Here is a 15766-nt window from a genome sequence, read left to right as displayed (position 1 = left end):
CTCCTCCATGTCACTCGCGTTGAAAGCGGGGGTGGCGAGGAGGTCTGCCAGTCGCGCATTTCGCACCGGCGTAGCCCGGGAGAGCCGAGCAGCGCGCGTGCGCGGTCAACCGTTTCATCTGCGACTATTCCTCTCGCGGCAACCCCACCAGCGGCGATCACTGCTCCATTCGCCCGCCGCCCGGCGCGAACGAGAGCATCGCGACGCCGTTCTGTTCATCCTTCCGCCGAAGCGCCCCAAACTCCCCAAAAGTCAAATTGACCGGTGTTCTAGCTGCCCGCCATTCGACAACCAGTCGCGCAGATCCTGATTCTCGAGTGGCCAAGACCTTCGCCTGAGCAGGACCGTACCGACCTGTGCACACGGTGGCGCGACCCAGGTCGGCGCACGAGGGCGATCGACGTCGTGGTGAGAGGCCGCCCCGGGATGGACGCTCGGCGTCCTTGACGGATGCCGATCATTTCCACATCGTCACGAAGCGTTCTTGATTCTCGAGAAGGCGTTTGCTCTTCTTACCCCCTCACCCAGGACGATGCCTCCGCTCGGCACAAAAGTCTCGGCACCGAGCCACAGCGCAGCTGCCGGCGCCTTCCTGTCGATTCTCGCGTTTGCCGACCAGCTCGCGCCCGGCGCTGCGAGCCGCCTCCGCGCCGAGGTGCTCGCCGGCATCGCGCTGGACGGCGTCGACGCCCGAGGCCCGGCCGAGAAGCTCCCCGAGCTCCTGGGGGCCGCCGTCGAGCTGACCGGCGTCGACGATCTGGGGCTTCGCCTTGCGAAGGCGGCGGATCCGCGCCGCTTCGGGGTCATCACCTATGCGGCCTCGACGAGCCCCACGCTCCGCGCCGCCTACGAGCGGACCGCTCGCTACATGGGGCTCTGGAACGAAGGAGTCCGCCTCGAGCTCGAGCGCGATCGTGCGGCGAGCCTCACGTCGATCGTCCTCCGGCTTCGCGGAAAGACGGCCATGGCTTCCCCGGATGGCCGTCGCCAGCTCGCGGAGCTGGGCAGCGCGACGATGCTGATGCTCGGCCGCTCCTTCACCGGCGCGCCGCTCTCCCTGGTGCGCGTCGAGCTCGCCTCCTCGGCCCCGCCCGACATGCGGCCTCACGAGCGCGTCTTCGCCGCGCCGATCGCGTGGAGCGCGCCGGTGCCGCGGCTGTTCTTCGATGACGCCGCGCTCGACCAGCCGCTGCCGCAGCGCGACGCCGTGCTCCAGGAGATCGTCTCCCGCTCAGCGGAGGCGCTCCTCGCCGCCCTGGCGACGAGAGAGACCTGGTCCGCGCGGACGCGGGAGGCGCTCGTCGCCCTCCTGCGGGACGGCTCGCCCGACATCGCCCGTGTCGCGAAGTCGCTGGGGACGAGCCGGCGCACGCTCCAGCGCAGGCTCACGAGCGAGGGCCAGACCTTCGAGTCGGTGATCGATCAGGTCCGATACGAGATGGCGGCGGGCCTCCTCGCCGACGAGCAGCGATCGATCGCCGACGTCGCGTGGCTCGTCGGGTTCCGTGAGCTCAGCGCGTTTTACCGGGCGTTCCGTCGGTGGAGCGGGCGCACGCCGGCCGAGTACCGCGCTTCGCTTTCGCCAAGCACCACGACACCGCCGCGTCCCGACAGGGCACCGGCGCGCCGGGTTCCTTAGACGGCCGAGCACGGGCGCGAGCTCGCTCCCTGGCAGCGCGCGACCGCTGGCGAGCTCGCATGGCAGCGTGCGCTTGGCGTCGCGTGCCATCGTTCTGGCACGTCCGGACAATGTCCGCCGCCGAGCGAGGCGCTACGGTCAAGTCATCGAAGCCGCCACGCTGCGCCCCGGCGGGACGATCCGCGCACCTGCGGCTTCGAAAAGAGCCTTACCACCAGCGGTTCGGCGAGCGCGCTCGCCGCCCGCCGACAAGGAGCCTCCATGGCAACGCACACCCTCACCATGCCCGGCCACGGCCGCGTCGATGTCACCGTCGACGCGTGCGGCGCCGGACACCCGTTCCTGCTCCTGCACGGCGGCGCCGGTCCCCAGTCCGTCGCCCACTTCGCCAAGACCCTTGCCGAACGCAACCACGCCCGGGTGATCGCCCCCACCCATCCAGGCTTCGACGGTACCCACCGCCCGCAATGGCTGTCCACCATCGCCGGCCTCGCCCAGCTCTACCGCGCCTTGCTGGACGAGCTCGACCTCGTCGACGTCACCGTCGTCGGCAGCTCCATCGGCGGCTGGGTCGCCGCCGAGCTCGCCCTTCTCCAGAGCCGGCGCATCAGCAGCGCCATCCTCGTCGACGCCGTCGGCATCGAGGTCGCCGGCCAGCCCGTCGCCGACATCTTCTCTCTCACGCTGCCCCAGCTGGCGGAGCTCAGCTACCACAACCCCGAGCCGTTCCGCATCGACCCGTCCAGCCTGAGCGACGCCCAACGGGCCGCCATGGCCACCAACCGGGCCACCCTGAGCACCTACGGTGGCACCATGACCGATCCGACCCTGCGCCCACGGCTAGGCGCCATCTCCGTGCCCACCCTCGTCCTCTGGGGCGAAAGCGACGGTATCTGCACCCCCGACTACGGCCGCGCCTACGCCGCCTCCATCCCCGGCGCCCGCTTCGCGCTGCTCCCCAACGCCGGTCACCTCCCTCAAATCGAAAACCCCGAACCCCTCCTCAAGCTCGTCTGGGACTTCGCCGACACCCACGCCACCCAGCGACCCGCTGCTCGCTAACGCGAGATCACACCCGCGTTCATTCAAGAGGTAGGTACAAAGCAGGCAGCCCGGGAACAGCGCGGGCGAGCGCTGGCCGGGCTGTCGAGATCCCTGCGGTTCGCTGGAGGCGCCTGCCGCACCGCCCCGGGCTACACGGCGACGAGCCCGGTAGCGCCCTGGGGCAAGCTGCCTACCGGCGGGCCCAGCGAGGTCAGCGCGCCGCTCGGCTCGATCCGATAGCCGTGGACGACGGCCGGACCGGCGCCGGTGAACGGCGGCACGCTGAACCCGTCAGGGCTCAGCACGTAGAGGAAGTCGTCGCCCATGCTCACGGCGCAATCGAGGGCCAGCCCGCTCGTGAACGCCGCCTGCTCCGTCGCGCTCAGCGGCCCCACCGGCGTCAGGCTGCCGCTCCGGTCGACGCGGAGGGCGGTGACGGAGCGCGAGCCCGCCGACGTGATGAACGCGATCGTCGAAGGGCCGGTGGTCGCGGTCGCCACCCAGCACGCCGCCGTCGTGAAGATCCGTTGCTCCGCGATGAGCCGCATCTCCCCGGTGTGGGCGACGCTGTAGCGCGAGACCGAGCTGTCGCCGGTGAGCGACGAGTTCGAGAGGATCACGTGGCCGCGCCGATCGAACGTGAAGCCGAAGGGCGCTTGACCGGCCTTCACCACGTCCTGCCGGCGAACCGGCCCGGGTATCCCGTGATCGTCGACGGTGACGGTCTCGAGGCTCCCCATCGGCTCGCCGTCACCGCGGCTCGCGATCACCAGCACATCGCCCGTCCTGTTGAACCCGATGGTGGCGATACCGGAGCCGCTCAGCGAGCGCGAGGCGCCGGCGAGCATCATCAGCTCTCCCGTGTGGCTGACCCGGTATCCCTGGATGCTCTTGCTGTCCGCGTTCGCGACGAAGAGCACGCCCTCGTGCAGCGCGAGGGAGACCGGGCGCGCGCCGTTCGAGGAGACCAGGCCGACCCGCTGGAGCTCCCCGCCTCGGCGGACGACGAACGAGGAGATCGTGTTGCTCCCCGCGTTGACGGCAAAGAGCATGCGCCCGTCCCGGCTGACGACCAGGGCGCTCTGGGACTCGAGGATCGGAAAGTTGAGCGGTGGGTTCGGGGCGTGGCCGTTCCCGCCCGTCGGGTAGGACGCCCCGGGGGAGAGCGTGCCGTCGCCCGCCCGACGGAACGTCTGGATGGCATTCGGGGTCGCGTTGGTCATCACGTAGACGGCGCGTCGATCGTCGTTTGCAGCGGTATTCATGGCTCGATTCCTTGATGTGAGCGTTGATGGAGGCGGTGGAACGGGGCCGTGAGGCTCAGAGCACGTCGATGCCGGCAGGGCTCCCGCCGGGGCCGAAGCGCTCTTCGGGCGCCCTGTCGCCGTCGACGGTCCTGGGGAGCCCGCCGTATTCGCCGATCTTGGTGAGGCTGCCGTCGTCCTCGATCCGCCAGGCGCCCACGCTCCCCGAACCCGGCAGCACGTCGTAGAGGAACCGGCCGTCGGGGCTGATGCCGAGATCGAGCGGCGTGGAGCCTTGCTGGCTCGCGCCGGGGGTACCCGCGCGCTCGTCGGTGACGCCGGCCTGCTCGTCGAGCACAGTCAGGCTGCCGTCGTCGCCGATGCGGAAGCTCGAGATGGTGCCCGAGGTGTAGTTCGCGGTGAACGCGAACTTCCCGTTGTTCTCGAGCCAGCACGGATCGAGCTGGCTCACCTTCGCGGTCCGCGTGATCGGCGTGAGCGTCCCGTCCGCGTTGATCTGGAACGATCCGGCCGCGCCGGCGAGGTCGTCACCGCCCACGAACATGGCCGTGAGCAGGTGCCCGGCCGCGTCGAACGAGAACCCGAACGGGCCGTCGTTATCGAGGTCGGTCTGCGTGAAGGCCTTCGCGAGCTGGCCGTCGTCGAGCACGTCGAACACGAGCACCCGGCTCGGTCCGGTCGGCGTCACGCCGTCGATCAGGCCTGCGGCGGGCCCGTCCTTGATCGTGACGACGAGCTGCCCCCCGTCCGGGGTGAATGACACCTGCGCCGGGTTGAACAGCGTGTCCGGCGGGTTGACCTGGTTCGCGGAGAGCAGCCGGGTCGAGCCGGGGATCGGCGTGAGCTTCCCCTGGTCGCTGAGGCGGAAGCCGGTGACGCTCCCCGCGCCGGCGCCGTTCAGCGCATAGACGAGATCGCCGTGCTGGGTCACGCTGTTCGGGAAGCCCGGCCCGGCGCCATCGCTGGTTGGCTGGACGTCAGTGACCTCGAGGGTGTCCTTTCCGACCCGGAGCACGGAGAGCGAGTCGCTCCCGGCGTTCGTGACGAGGAGGAATGCCTGGTCCTGGCTGAGCACCATCGAATGGGACGAGCCGAGGCCGTCGCCGGCGAATCGCGCCGAGGGCCCGGAGCCCTGTCCGCCGGTGTCGACGTGCTCGGCGAGCTCGAGCGATCCATCGGCGAGCCTGCGGTACACGGTGACCTGGTTGGCAGGTTCGCCGGCGTCGCGCGTGTTGTTATGGTTCGTCCCCACGAACACGAATCCGACGGCGCTCTGGCCGCCCGCGGGGCTCTCGGGTTCGCCCCCGCAGGCGCTCAGACAGGCCGACGCGAGGGAGACGATCAACAGGGCGCCAAATGACTTCTTCATAGCTGCCTCTCCGTTCTCTTAATTCGTTCACTGTTCACGCTGCGCCCCACGCGCAGTGCGGCCGCCATGCGGGCGTGCACGGGCGAGCCCGTGTCCCGATACGGCTGCACGCTTCGGCGTTCGGCGCGTGCCGCGCTCGTGTCGAGCGGTGCCCAGTCCTACGGCGAAGGCGCCGAGCGGTTTCTGGTCGAGCTCAATCTTTCAGATCGAGGCGGGAGCGGGATGTGTGCGACAGCGGGAGCGGCGCATCGGCTCTGCCGCCTCGGACGGCGCCGACTCGAGCCGGGGCAGGGGCGCGCCGGGGAAGCGGTGAGCCGCTGCCTTGCTGCGGCGAGGGAGGCCGTGAAGCCGCCCAACTCCTCGTGCTCGGCGTGGCCATGACCGCGTCGAGGAGAGGAGCCGCGCTGGCGACCCGCTGCAGCCGCGGATATACACCAGGTCGATGCCTCCCGCGCCGTCGCCGGTCGATGCCATCCACAGCCTGATCTCCGCGTTCGGCTTGGGCGACCTCTGCGCCATCGCCTCGTGGAAGGCCGCCAAGGTGTTCCGCCAGGTCGCCGACGGCGCGCACCCCTTCGCGGAGCGGCGCCTGAAGAACGAGCCCGGTCCGCCGGCCGTCACCGCGTCGGAGGCGGCGGAGATCAGCCGCGGCCTCGCCGCACACGCGCTGGAGCTCTTCCAGCGCCGCGCCGCCCAGCCGCCCACGGTCGAGTATCCCCCCCGCTACGACGTCTACATCGCGTGGGCCAGGCAGCTCGCCGACTAGAACACCGAGCACACACATCGGCTTCCTGGCGCCGAGGAGGTCAGTCCTCGATGGTGTAGCAGTCGAACCGATAGGCGCCCGGCGCGGCCGCCTCGACCTCGCGCGCGACCTTCATTCCGAGCTCTTTCCAGGTCTCGTCCTGGTCCGCCATGACCTCTTCGGGCATGCCGTAGTAGTTGTAGGACGAATAAAGGAGTACGCAGAGAGCGCCGGCCTCGGTCTCCCCGTAGTCGTGGCGGCGAGGCTCGATCGCCTCGTCGTGCTCGTCCGTCACGCCGAGCTTTCGCGTGGCCCGATGCACCATCTCGACGATGGCCTGTTGCTCCCTCTCGTCGAGATCCCTGCCGTCGGTGCGTCGAACGAACAAGGCGGGACCAAAAGCGGACATGCCCGAACGGTAGGCGGGCCGCCTGACGCTCGTCAAGCATCGCGCCCCGACCTGGCGTCGTCCACCACGCGGTGGGTGGGAGCACGACGCGAGGAATCCGCGGAAAGACCCTCGTTTCTCGTCCAAATCATCGTACCCGGCACGCATGCCGCGCAACGCAGCCTCCTCGGTCGTCATCTCGGAGAACGGGTAGGCCCTTTTCGGCTTGCTCCCGGCATTCCCATGGCGTTCTCATCCAAGCGGCGAAACCTCCTCATCTCGCGCGGCTGGATCCAGGCGACGGCCCTCGTTTTCCTGTTCGGGTTCTTCGTGCTCGGCCTGCTCGCCTACCGCACCTACGCGGCACAGCCACCCATCCCCGCCCGGGTCGTCGACCCTGCGGGGCGCGTTCTGTTCACGGGCGACGACGTGCTCGCGGGTCAGGAGCTGTTCCTGCGCAACGGGCTCATGGAATACGGATCCGTCTTCGGTCACGGCGCCTACCTCGGCCCGGATTTCACCGCCGATTACCTCCGCCGGGCCGCCTCCCACGCCGCCTCTCGCTACGGCGGCGTGGGCTCGGCGGAGGCGATCGCGCGCACCGTCGGCGATTTTCGTCAAAACCGCCATGATCCCGCGACAGGGACGCTGGCCTTCACCGGTGCTCAGGCAGAGGCCTTCGAGTCGCTGAAGGATCACTATCGCGGATTCTTTGCCCAGCCCAGCGGCGAGCACGGCCTGCGCCCCGGCCTCTTCTCGGACGCGCGCGAGCTCTCGCAGCTCACCTCGTTCTTCGCCTGGACGGCCTGGACCGCCGCGGCGGAGCGACCAGGAGAGGCCTACTCGTACACGAACAACTGGCCTCCAGAGCCGCTCGTTCGGAACCAGCCCACGGGCGAAGTGGTGGTATGGAGCGTGCTCTCGCTCATCGCGCTCCTCGGCGGGATCGGCTTGCTCTTCGCGGTCTTCGGGCGATGGCGCTTCCTCGGCTGGCACGGGCGGGAAGGGCACCGGCTCAGCTTCCGCCAGCCGGGCGAGGTCGCCTTGACCCCGGCCCAGCGCGCGACGGCGTGGTTCTTCCTGGTCATGGCGCTGCTGTTCGCCCTCCAGTCCGTCCTCGGAGGCGCCACGCAGCATTACCGTGCCGAGCTGTCCAGCTTCTTCGGCATCAACCTGGCCGGGGCCTTCCCCTTCAACCTGGTGCGCACGTGGCACCTGCAGCTCGCCATCTTCTGGGTCGCGGTCTCCTATCTCGGCGCGGGCATTTTCATCGCGCCGATGATCAGCGGGCGCGAGCCGAGAGGCCAGAGCTGGCTCGCCTATGGTCTGCTCGGGGCGCTCGCCATCGTCGTCGCGGGCAGCCTGCTCGGCGAGCTCCTCGCCATCCACGGCGCCTCGGACAGCATCTGGTTCGCGCTTCAGGGGTTCGAGTACCTCGATCTGGGCCGCTTCTGGCAGGTGCTCCTGACGCTCGGCCTGTTCGCCTGGGTGGCGCTGCTCTTCCGAGGGCTCCGGGGTCGGCTCGCCGTCGAGCACCGGGGCAACATGCCCTGGCTCTTCTTCTTCGCCGCGCTGGCCATCCCGACCTTCTACGCCGTAGGCCTCCTCGCGCACCCGCGCGCAAACTTCACGAGCACCGATTTCTGGCGCTTCTGGGTGGTGCACCTCTGGGTGGAGGACTTCCTCGAGCTGTTCACCACGGTCATGGTAGCCTATCTCTTCGTCCTGCTCGGGGTGGTGGCCGAGGCGATCGCGCTGCGGCTCATCTACCTGGAGGTCATCCTCTATTCGGCGGGCGGGGTGATCGGCACCATGCACCACCTGTACTTCTCCGGCACGCCCGTGGAGCACATGGCGCTCGGCGCCTTCTTCTCGGCCGCGGAGGTGATCCCGTTGACCTTCCTCACGGTGGAGGCGTGGACGTTCCTCCGCCTGGGGATCGTGCAAGGAGGACAGTCGACGAAGCCCTTCCCGCACCGCTGGGCGATCATGTTCCTGGTGGCCGTGGGGTTCTGGAACTTCCTGGGGGCCGGGATCTTCGGGTTCCTGATCAACTTGCCGATCGTGTCCTATTACGAGATCGGCACGGCGCTGACGGCCAACCACGGGCACGCCTCGATGATGGGCGTCTATGGTATGCTGGCCGCCGGGCTCGCGCTCTTCGCGCTGCGCTACCTGACGCCCGCCGCGCAGTGGTCCGACAGGGCGGCCAAGATCAGCTTCTGGTCGCTGAATATCGGGCTCGCGTGGATGGTCTTTGCCACGCTGTTCCCGCTCGGGCTCATGCAGCTCCACCACGCGGTGAGCTACGGATATTTCGAGGCTCGAGAGCTCCAGTACCTGACGAACCCCACGAACCGTCTCATGGAGTGGATGCGCCTGCCGGGCGATGTGCTCTTCATCGTCGGCGGCACGGTGCCGCTCCTGTTCCTCGCCTACCGCGGCGTCCGCCATCGCGTCCCGCAGCTCGCGGCACAGGGGGCCCAGGACAACCTCTTCACCGAGATCGAGGCTCCGCCGGACGGCGCCGGGAGCGCAGCGCCGTCGGGCGCGGGGCAGGGCGAGCTCCCGTGAGCGTCGCGCCGGAGGCGCTGCTCGGCGCCGGATATGCGGTGTTTCTCCTGGCGATCGCCGCCGGGATCCGGGCGTTCGGAGGATCCAGGGCCGAGCCCGCGCCCGGGTGGCCGCACGACGACGCCGGCCGCTTTCACCTCGGCCTTTCGCTCGTGGTACTGCTCGCAGGCGATTGCATCGTCGGGGCGGTCGCGCTGCGAAACCACGGGGTCGCTGATCTCGGGATCCTGGGCCTCGCCGCGGCGCTCGTGACGAGGGCGCTCGCCAGGGGGCTGGCCGCGTTCACCCGAGGCGGTCGTCGCGCCTAGAGCGCGACGTTACGAACAATTCGCCGTCTTCAGCATCGGTGGTCGGGAAGTCTCGTCCTCGCCGCTCGAGCGTGCACAGGTCCGGCGATTCCAGATCGATGCCCCCGCACAGATGAAGCCGACCAGGATGGGATAGACGGCGCAGCGTTCGACGAGGCCCACGAGGACGTTGGCCCCCGAGCTGGCGACCGCGAGGAAGGCCACCATCGAGGCGAGCCCGAGCACGCCGAGGACGACCATGGCCCTCCCGGCTTTCGGGGTGACTCCGATTTGTCGGTGCTGGCGTCCAAGAAGGATCACGAGCACGTTGCCCCCGACGATAGACGCGAAGGCGCCCAAGCCGTGATAGTCGACTGCGCCGTCGGGCGGCTCTCCGGAACCAGGGTTGAACGCCAGCAAGACGCCGCCAAGCGCTACGAGAGCTCCCAGAATGAGCGCTGCCCAGCGGCGCCAGCTGCGCAGGCCATTCAGCGCGGCGACGCCGATGAAGAACATGATCCCGAAGAGGAAGAACCCGGTGTTCATGACCCACGCGAGCGGCGAGTTCATGAACTGGCCAAGAGCCTCGAGGGGGCCGCGGACCCCCAGGTTGCTGATGTAGTGATGCGTGTAGCTGTATGGAGGATCCGTCCATGCCGCGGCGGCGATGAACTCGGCGAGGAAGAAGATCACCGCCCCGGCGACGAGCACCGCGCCGGCGGGGCGACGTTGCATCACCTGGTTCGCCTCGGGGGCGAGCCTCGCGCGCTCCTTTCGTTCGGAGCTGGAAGTGAGGTAGGGGTGAGCCGTCGGGCCGCTCTCGTGTCGCCTCATGTCGAACAGCCTGCACCGTCGCGTTCAAGACAACCAAGACATTGATCGCAACGGTTTCAGACCCTATGGATCTGAGATCATGGAGCTACGTCACCTGCGGTACTTCATCGCCGTCGCGGAAGCGGAGCACTTCGGAAGGGCGGCCGAGCAGCTTCACGTCTCGCAGTCGCCCTTGAGCCGGCAAATCGCTCAGCTCGAAGAGGAGATCGGCGTCGAGCTCTTCGTGCCCTCGGGACGCGGGGTGAAGCTGTCCGCCGCCGGCCGGAGTTTCCTCGAAGGTGCGCGCGCGACCCTGGCTCGCGCCACGCTCGCGGTCGAGGACGCCCGCGCGACGGCGCAAGGCCGTATCGGGACGGTCGTGGTCGGATTCGACGGCGCCCTGGCCGACACCCTCCAGCTGCCGGAGATCGTGCAGACGTTCCGCGCGCGTCACCCGCGCGTCGAGGTACGCCTTCGCCCGCTGCCGAGCGAGGAGCAGGTGGCCGCGCTGCGCGATGGCAAGATTTCGGTCGGGTACGGCTATCATTCGCCGGAAGACAACCCGCTCTTCCGCTTCCGCGTGCTGTATCGCGAGCGCGTCGGCGTCGTGATGTCGAAGAGCCATCGCCTCGCTGCACGGCGCACGTTGAGGGTCGCGGACCTGAAGCAGGAGCGCTTTCTCTGGCCTCCGCGCAAGGAGGGCCCGCGCCTCCACGACGACATCATCGCCGCCTTCCGAGCGCATGATCATACGCTCGAGCTCGCCCACGAGGAGGCCGGCAGCGATGTGATCCTCATGCTCGTGGCGAGCGGCGAAGGTCTCAGCTTGTTTCCCGAGAGCGCCGCGTCGACGCTCCTTGCCGGAGCGGTGTTCAAGCGGGTTCGGGACCTCAACGTCGTCATCCTTGGCCGCTCGGTGTGGCGCGCCATGGACGACAAGGACCCTCTCGTGCGGTCGCTCCTCGAGATAACGAATTCGGTGCATGGATCCTCACGGTAGGCGTGCGGTGGACACGGATCGGTGGAATGTTCATCAATCAGAGAGGGGGCACTGCTCGTAGCAGCGCCAGGCCTCCGTGTTGCGGTCCGTGCCGCCGGCGAAAGACGCCTTGATCTCGTCGCAGGGCGCGTCGAGCACGCACGACGCGCGACACTCCTCGTGTTCGGAGCAGCCGGCGAGGTCGTCCTCGAGCTCGAGGTCGTCGACGCCGCAGGCCTCGGCGTGCTCGACGGCATCCGCGCATGTCCCCGTTTTGCAGCCGGCCGCGAGGAGCGCGGTCGCAACGAAAATTGACGCCGTGAGATAACTCTTGCGCATGGTCCAGCTCTGCAGCTCGCAACGTGTGGATGGAGGGGAGCCGTCTGGCCCATACAGCGCGGCGCCCCGGAAGCGGCCCGCCGTTGTCGCCGGCCCCTTCGCCCTAGGAAGAACGTGGGGGAGCCATTTTGGGCACGGGCCGATGTCGATTTTGGGGCTCGCCCTCGGGCTCGGCGGGGTAGGCGCATGGCTGGCTCGCACGCGCCAGGCTCTTCGGGTCTGAAGCAACGCCGGCACCGCCGTCGTCTGTCGCGAGCCCTATCGCGCGCCGCCCTTGATGCGCGCCTCCGTCACGACCTCGTCCCACTGCGCTTCGTACCCGTCGAAGTGGACCCGGTAGGACCCGGCGGCGACGACGCCGGTGATGACCGCGGGCTTGTACGACCCCTTCCACTCGACCTCGACGCGGTCGCCGACCTTCCGCGCGCCGCCCTCGCCCGAGGCGCGCTTCTCCTCGTCGCGCAGGCGCCGCGCGCTCCCCTCGTGCAGGCATTGCTCGCGGTGGCAGGCGAGGCCGGAGGCACAGTCGTCGTCGGCGCGGCACGGAGAGCCGAGCGGCGCCTTCTTTCCGCAGGCAGCGACCGCCACAGGCACGGCGGCCACGATCAACAGCGCTCTCAGGAAGGTAATGGCTCGAACGGGCACGACACGGCATCCCAGCAGAGCGGCGGCGGCCCTACAACAGGGATCGCAACGCTCTTGCCCGGCAACGCCTCTCGACACGCGCGCGTTCCCGGCGCCCTCGCAGCCACACCGCACGGGCAGCGGTCCCCGCGTGCCCGCCACCACCGCCGGCACGCCGCGCCCCTCCGCCCTCGCCACGCCGCGCCCGCCACCACCCTCGGCGCGCGGCGCCCCCCCGCCCGCGCCGCGCCCGCCCCTGCCACCCGGGCCGCCCTCCCCGCGCCGCCCTCTGCTATGGTCCCCCGCGCTGTGCGTCTGCTCGCCGCCCTCGCGCCCGTGGCCTTGCTCGTCGCGGCGCCGCCGCTCCTGGGCTGCGGCGGCGCCCCCGCGACGCCCGCCGGCGTGTGCGCGGGCGCGGGGGTCTGCGGCGCCGGCTACTGCGTCGCCGGGCGCTGCCGGCCGGCGAGCGCCCTCCCCGCGCCCCTCGACGCGCGCCGCGTGCTGCTCCCGCCCGAGGACCTCGCCGTCCTCGTCGAGGACGACGACGCCGCAGCCGCGCCCGGCGTCCCCGACGCCATCGCGCTCGGGCGCGCCGGGGCCGGCGATGTCGTCGTGCTGCTCCGGTTCGCGCCGACCTTCGACGTCGGCGCCAACATCGCGAGCGCCTTCGTCGTGCTGGAGCCGGCCCCGATGGCGCCTCCCGCCGAGCGCGCGCTCACGCTGGAGGTCGCGCGCATCCTCGAGCCGTGGCGCTCCGAGACGGCGACGTGGGGCCGGCAGCCGCGCCTGTCGATCCCGGAAGCCGCCGCCGTCGTGCGGCCCCGTCCCGCGACGCCGCTGCGCATCGACGTCACCTCGCTCGTGCGCGACTGGGCCAGGCGGCGCAAGGACGACCACGGCATCGCCATCCTCGCGCCGGGCAACGACGCCGTCGGGGCCGCCTACTCGATGGGCATCTCCCAGGGCGTCGGCCCCCTCCTCGAGGTGTACGTACGGTGAGCACCGGCCAGGACGACGAGGACGACGACCTCTTCGCGCGGAACTCGCTCCCCCTTCCCCTCATCCGCCACGACGGCGGCGTGCGAAGGCCGTCCACGCCCAGCACGCCTCCCCTGCCCGGCGCGCCGAGCGCGCCAGGCGCTCCGACCGCGAGCCCGCCGAGCGCGCCAGGCGCTCCGACCGCGAGCCCGCCGAGCACGCCGGGCGCTCCGACCGGGAGCGCTCCGTCCGCTCCCACGCCGACCGCAAGCGCTCCGTTCGCTCTCACCACACCGGCCGCGAGCCCGCCGATCACGCCCGGCACCCCGGCCCTCGCGCCTTTCGCCCGCGGCACACTCGACGACGACGAGCCCGCCGTCACCCAGCGCTCGGCGGCGAGCGGGCGCCCCTCCGTGCTCCCCCGCACCGCGCCGCCCGTCGCGCCCGAGGAAGCCCCGCCGCCCGCGCTGCTCCGGGTGAGCGACCTCAGCGTGTCGTTCTCCGCCGACGGCCGCGTCACGCGCGCCCTCGACCGCGTCTCGTTCACCGTCCCGCGCGGGCGCACCGTGGCGCTCGTCGGCGAGTCGGGCTGCGGCAAGACCGTCACCGCGCTCAGCATCCTGCAGCTCCTGCCCGCGCCGTACGCGTCCATCGACGGCGGCTCGATCGAGCTCGACGGCCAGGACCTCCTCTCGCTGCGCGAGCGGGAGATGCGCGCCGTCCGCGGCGGGAAGATCGGCATGATCTTCCAGGAGCCGATGACCTCGCTGAACCCCGTGTACACGGTCAGCGCCCAGATCGCCGAGGCCATCCGGCTGCACCGGCCCATGTCCCGCGGCGACGCCCGGCTCTACGCCGTGAACCTCCTGCGCAAGGTCGGCTTCCCCGAGCCCGAGGTCCGCGCGAACAGCTACCCGCACGAGCTGTCCGGCGGGATGCGCCAGCGCGTCATGATCGCCATGGCCCTCGCGCCGGAGCCGTCGCTGCTCATCGCCGACGAGCCCACCACCGCGCTCGACACGACCACGCAGGCGCAGATCCTCGACCTCCTCGAGCGGCTCAAGGCAGAGTCGTCGATGAGCCTCCTGCTCATCGCGCACGACCTCGCCGTCGTCGGCGAGCTCGCGGACGAGATCGTCGTCCTCTACGCCGGCGTCGTCGTCGAGCAAGGGCCGGCGCGCGACGTGCTCGCGGCGCCGTCGCACCCGTACACGCGCGCGCTCCTCAGGAGCATCCCGGCGCGCGGGCTCCGCCCGCACCGCGTGCGCGGCGAGCGCGCGCGCCGCCTGCCGACCATCCCGGGCGGGCTGCCCGATCTCCGCGATCCGCCGCGCGGCTGCCGCTTCCACGACCGGTGCGACGCCGTGTTCGACCGCTGCCGCGCCGAGGCGCCGGACCTCTACGCCGTCCCGCCCGGCGCAGGGCACCACGCGGCGCGCTGCTTCCTGCTCACGGTCCCGGGGCGCGCGGGGAACGAGGGCGCCGCGTGACGCGCGACAGCGGCCCCCCGCCGCCCACCCAGCGCGACGAGCCCGGCGCGGCCGCGGCGCCGCCGCAGGCCGCGGCGCTCTCGCAGACCGCCGCCGCGCCCCCGCAACCTGCAGCCGCGGCGCACCCGGAGGGCTCGGAGAGCGCGCCGGGCGAGCGACCGCTCGTCCAGGCGGAGGGGCTCTCGAAGCTGTACCCGGTGCAGCGCGGCCCCTTCGCGAAGCCGTCGTTCGTGCAGGCCGTCGTCGAGGCGACCTTCCACGTCCACCGCGGCGAGACGCTCGGCCTCGTCGGCGAGTCGGGCTCCGGCAAGAGCACCCTCGGGCGCCTCGCGATCCGCCTCGTCGAGCCCACGGTCGGCCGGGTCCTCTTCGACGGCCAGGACCTGAGCGCCCTGTCGAGCCGCGCGCTCCGGGCCATGCGCCGGCGGATGCAGATCGTCTTCCAGGACCCGTACGGCTCGCTCAACCCGCGCATGACGCTGCGCGAGATCGTCGGCGAGGGCATCGTCATCCACCGCCTCGCGCGGAGCCGCGACGAGGAGACCTCGATGGTGGAGGGCGCTCTCCAGAAGGTCGGCCTGCGGCCGGACATGATGGAGCGCTTCCCCCACGAGCTCTCCGGCGGCCAGCGGCAGCGGGTCGCGATCGCCCGCGCCCTCGCCGTGCGCCCGGACTTCATCGTGTGCGACGAGCCCGTGAGCGCGCTCGACCTCTCGGTGCAGGCGCAGATCGTCAACCTGCTGGAGGAGATCCAGGACGAGCTGTCGCTCAGCCTGCTGTTCATCTCGCACGACCTCCGGGTGGTCGAGCACGTGAGCCACCGCGTCGCGGTGATGTACCTCGGCCGCATCGTGGAGATCGGCCCCACGCAGGGCGTGGTCGAGCGACGGCACCACCCGTACACGCGCGCGCTCTTCGAGGCGACGCCGTCGATCGAGCGGGGGAGCAAGGCACGGCGCCTGCTCCCGGGCGCGCCCGGGAGCGCGATCAACCCGCCCGACGGCTGCGTCTTCCACCCTCGCTGCCGGAAGGCGGAAGAGGGCAAGTGTGATGTCGAGATCCCGCCGCTCGAGGAGCTCGTGCCCGGCAGCGGCCACCGCGTGGCGTGCTGGTACCCCGAGGTCGAATGACGGCGGCGGACCGGCGCGCCACGGATGCGCCGAGGCCAGCCGCTCGCTCGTGCACCGGGATGTCGCCGGGATGGCCCAGAAAAGCCGGCCTTCCAGAAATGG

The 15766-nt window shown here is 70.8% G+C and carries 15 protein-coding genes; 9 read left to right on the top strand and 6 right to left on the bottom strand.

The window, feature by feature from the left end:
* Window positions 1–484 precede the first annotated feature (484 nt).
* Window positions 485–1639, top strand: a complete 1155-nt coding sequence (locus WME90_RS45220; protein ID WP_437278311.1) for an AraC family transcriptional regulator ligand-binding domain-containing protein — start codon at window positions 485–487, stop codon at window positions 1637–1639.
* Between the two features lie 261 nt (window positions 1640–1900).
* Entirely contained in the window at window positions 1901–2701 is an 801-nt protein-coding gene (locus WME90_RS45215) for an alpha/beta fold hydrolase (protein ID WP_437278310.1), read from the top strand.
* Window positions 2702–2832: 131 nt separating this feature from the next.
* Here the strand turns inward: WME90_RS45215 and WME90_RS45210 are convergent, their stop codons facing one another.
* A complete protein-coding gene (locus WME90_RS45210; RefSeq protein WP_437278309.1) occupies window positions 2833–3948 on the bottom strand; it encodes a lactonase family protein in 1116 nt (371 codons plus the stop codon).
* A gap of 55 nt (window positions 3949–4003) precedes the next feature.
* The gene (locus tag WME90_RS45205) at window positions 4004–5317 is read right to left on the bottom strand and encodes a lactonase family protein (RefSeq protein WP_437278308.1); all 1314 of its coding nucleotides are present in this window, start codon (window positions 5315–5317) and stop codon (window positions 4004–4006) included.
* A 442-nt stretch (window positions 5318–5759) separates the two neighbouring features.
* Between WME90_RS45205 and WME90_RS45200 the strand changes: the two genes are divergently transcribed.
* The gene (locus WME90_RS45200; protein WP_437278307.1) at window positions 5760–6083 is read left to right on the top strand and encodes a hypothetical protein; all 324 of its coding nucleotides are present in this window, start codon (window positions 5760–5762) and stop codon (window positions 6081–6083) included.
* Window positions 6084–6123: 40 nt separating this feature from the next.
* Here the strand turns inward: WME90_RS45200 and WME90_RS45195 are convergent, their stop codons facing one another.
* Complete coding sequence (locus tag WME90_RS45195) at window positions 6124–6471, bottom strand: hypothetical protein (RefSeq protein ID WP_437278306.1); 348 nt, start codon at window positions 6469–6471, stop codon at window positions 6124–6126.
* A gap of 222 nt (window positions 6472–6693) precedes the next feature.
* Between WME90_RS45195 and WME90_RS45190 the strand changes: the two genes are divergently transcribed.
* Complete coding sequence (locus WME90_RS45190; protein ID WP_437278305.1) at window positions 6694–9024, top strand: nitric-oxide reductase large subunit; 2331 nt, start codon at window positions 6694–6696, stop codon at window positions 9022–9024.
* The gene (locus WME90_RS45185; RefSeq protein ID WP_437278304.1) at window positions 9021–9332 is read left to right on the top strand and encodes a hypothetical protein; all 312 of its coding nucleotides are present in this window, start codon (window positions 9021–9023) and stop codon (window positions 9330–9332) included. The genes WME90_RS45190 and WME90_RS45185 overlap by 4 nt, the downstream gene beginning before the upstream one ends.
* A 9-nt stretch (window positions 9333–9341) precedes the next feature.
* Here the strand turns inward: WME90_RS45185 and WME90_RS45180 are convergent, their stop codons facing one another.
* Window positions 9342–10046: a DUF998 domain-containing protein gene (locus WME90_RS45180; RefSeq protein ID WP_437283744.1), complete on the bottom strand. Its 705-nt coding sequence runs from the start codon at window positions 10044–10046 to the stop codon at window positions 9342–9344.
* A 178-nt stretch (window positions 10047–10224) separates the two neighbouring features.
* Between WME90_RS45180 and WME90_RS45175 the strand changes: the two genes are divergently transcribed.
* Window positions 10225–11124, top strand: a complete 900-nt coding sequence (locus WME90_RS45175; RefSeq protein WP_437278303.1) for a LysR family transcriptional regulator — start codon at window positions 10225–10227, stop codon at window positions 11122–11124.
* Between the two features lie 33 nt (window positions 11125–11157).
* Here WME90_RS45175 and WME90_RS45170 read toward each other — a convergent pair whose 3' ends face one another.
* Both WME90_RS45170 and WME90_RS45165 read right to left on the bottom strand, forming a co-directional pair.
* Window positions 11158–11442 carry a hypothetical protein gene (locus tag WME90_RS45170; protein WP_437278302.1) on the bottom strand — a complete coding sequence of 95 codons (285 nt, stop codon included), beginning with the start codon at window positions 11440–11442 and terminating at the stop codon, window positions 11158–11160.
* Between the two features lie 258 nt (window positions 11443–11700).
* Window positions 11701–12087 (bottom strand): hypothetical protein, encoded by a 387-nt coding sequence (locus WME90_RS45165; RefSeq protein WP_437278301.1) that lies wholly within the window; start codon window positions 12085–12087, stop codon window positions 11701–11703.
* 288 nt (window positions 12088–12375) lie between these two features.
* On the opposite strand from WME90_RS45165, the gene WME90_RS45160 reads away from it, so the two are divergent.
* Genes WME90_RS45160 through WME90_RS45150 form a run of 3 tightly spaced genes read left to right on the top strand, consistent with a single transcriptional unit; the run spans window position 12376 to window position 15664 of the window.
* Window positions 12376–13065 carry a DNRLRE domain-containing protein gene (locus WME90_RS45160; protein ID WP_437278300.1) on the top strand — a complete coding sequence of 230 codons (690 nt, stop codon included), beginning with the start codon at window positions 12376–12378 and terminating at the stop codon, window positions 13063–13065.
* Entirely contained in the window at window positions 13062–14534 is a 1473-nt protein-coding gene (locus WME90_RS45155; protein ID WP_437278299.1) for an oligopeptide/dipeptide ABC transporter ATP-binding protein, read from the top strand. Before WME90_RS45160 ends, WME90_RS45155 begins: the two co-directional genes overlap by 4 nt.
* Window positions 14531–15664, top strand: a complete 1134-nt coding sequence (locus tag WME90_RS45150) for an ABC transporter ATP-binding protein (protein ID WP_437278298.1) — start codon at window positions 14531–14533, stop codon at window positions 15662–15664. Before WME90_RS45155 ends, WME90_RS45150 begins: the two co-directional genes overlap by 4 nt.
* The last annotated feature ends 102 nt before the right edge of the window (window positions 15665–15766 follow it).

This window comes from Sorangium sp. So ce375 (genome assembly GCF_051473855.1).
Classification (GTDB): domain Bacteria; phylum Myxococcota_A; class Polyangia; order Polyangiales; family Polyangiaceae; genus Sorangium.
The sequence above is the reverse complement of the archived record's forward strand: the minus strand, read 5'-3'. Positions and strand labels throughout refer to the sequence as shown.

Bases quoted from the DNA above. Each gene is read 5' to 3' on its own strand.
- WME90_RS45195 (WP_437278306.1), bottom strand. From the start codon at position 6,471: ATGTCCGCTTTTGGTCCCGCCTTGTTCGTTCGACGCACCGACGGCAGG.
- WME90_RS45170 (WP_437278302.1), bottom strand. From the start codon at position 11,442: ATGCGCAAGAGTTATCTCACGGCGTCAATTTTCGTTGCGACCGCGCTC.
- WME90_RS45210 (WP_437278309.1), bottom strand. From the start codon at position 3,948: ATGAATACCGCTGCAAACGACGATCGACGCGCCGTCTACGTGATGACC.
- WME90_RS45175 (WP_437278303.1), top strand. From the start codon at position 10,225: ATGGAGCTACGTCACCTGCGGTACTTCATCGCCGTCGCGGAAGCGGAG.
- WME90_RS45205 (WP_437278308.1), bottom strand. From the start codon at position 5,317: ATGAAGAAGTCATTTGGCGCCCTGTTGATCGTCTCCCTCGCGTCGGCC.
- WME90_RS45200 (WP_437278307.1), top strand. From the start codon at position 5,760: ATGCCTCCCGCGCCGTCGCCGGTCGATGCCATCCACAGCCTGATCTCC.
- WME90_RS45215 (WP_437278310.1), top strand. From the start codon at position 1,901: ATGGCAACGCACACCCTCACCATGCCCGGCCACGGCCGCGTCGATGTC.
- WME90_RS45180 (WP_437283744.1), bottom strand. From the start codon at position 10,046: ATGCAACGTCGCCCCGCCGGCGCGGTGCTCGTCGCCGGGGCGGTGATC.
- WME90_RS45190 (WP_437278305.1), top strand. From the start codon at position 6,694: ATGGCGTTCTCATCCAAGCGGCGAAACCTCCTCATCTCGCGCGGCTGG.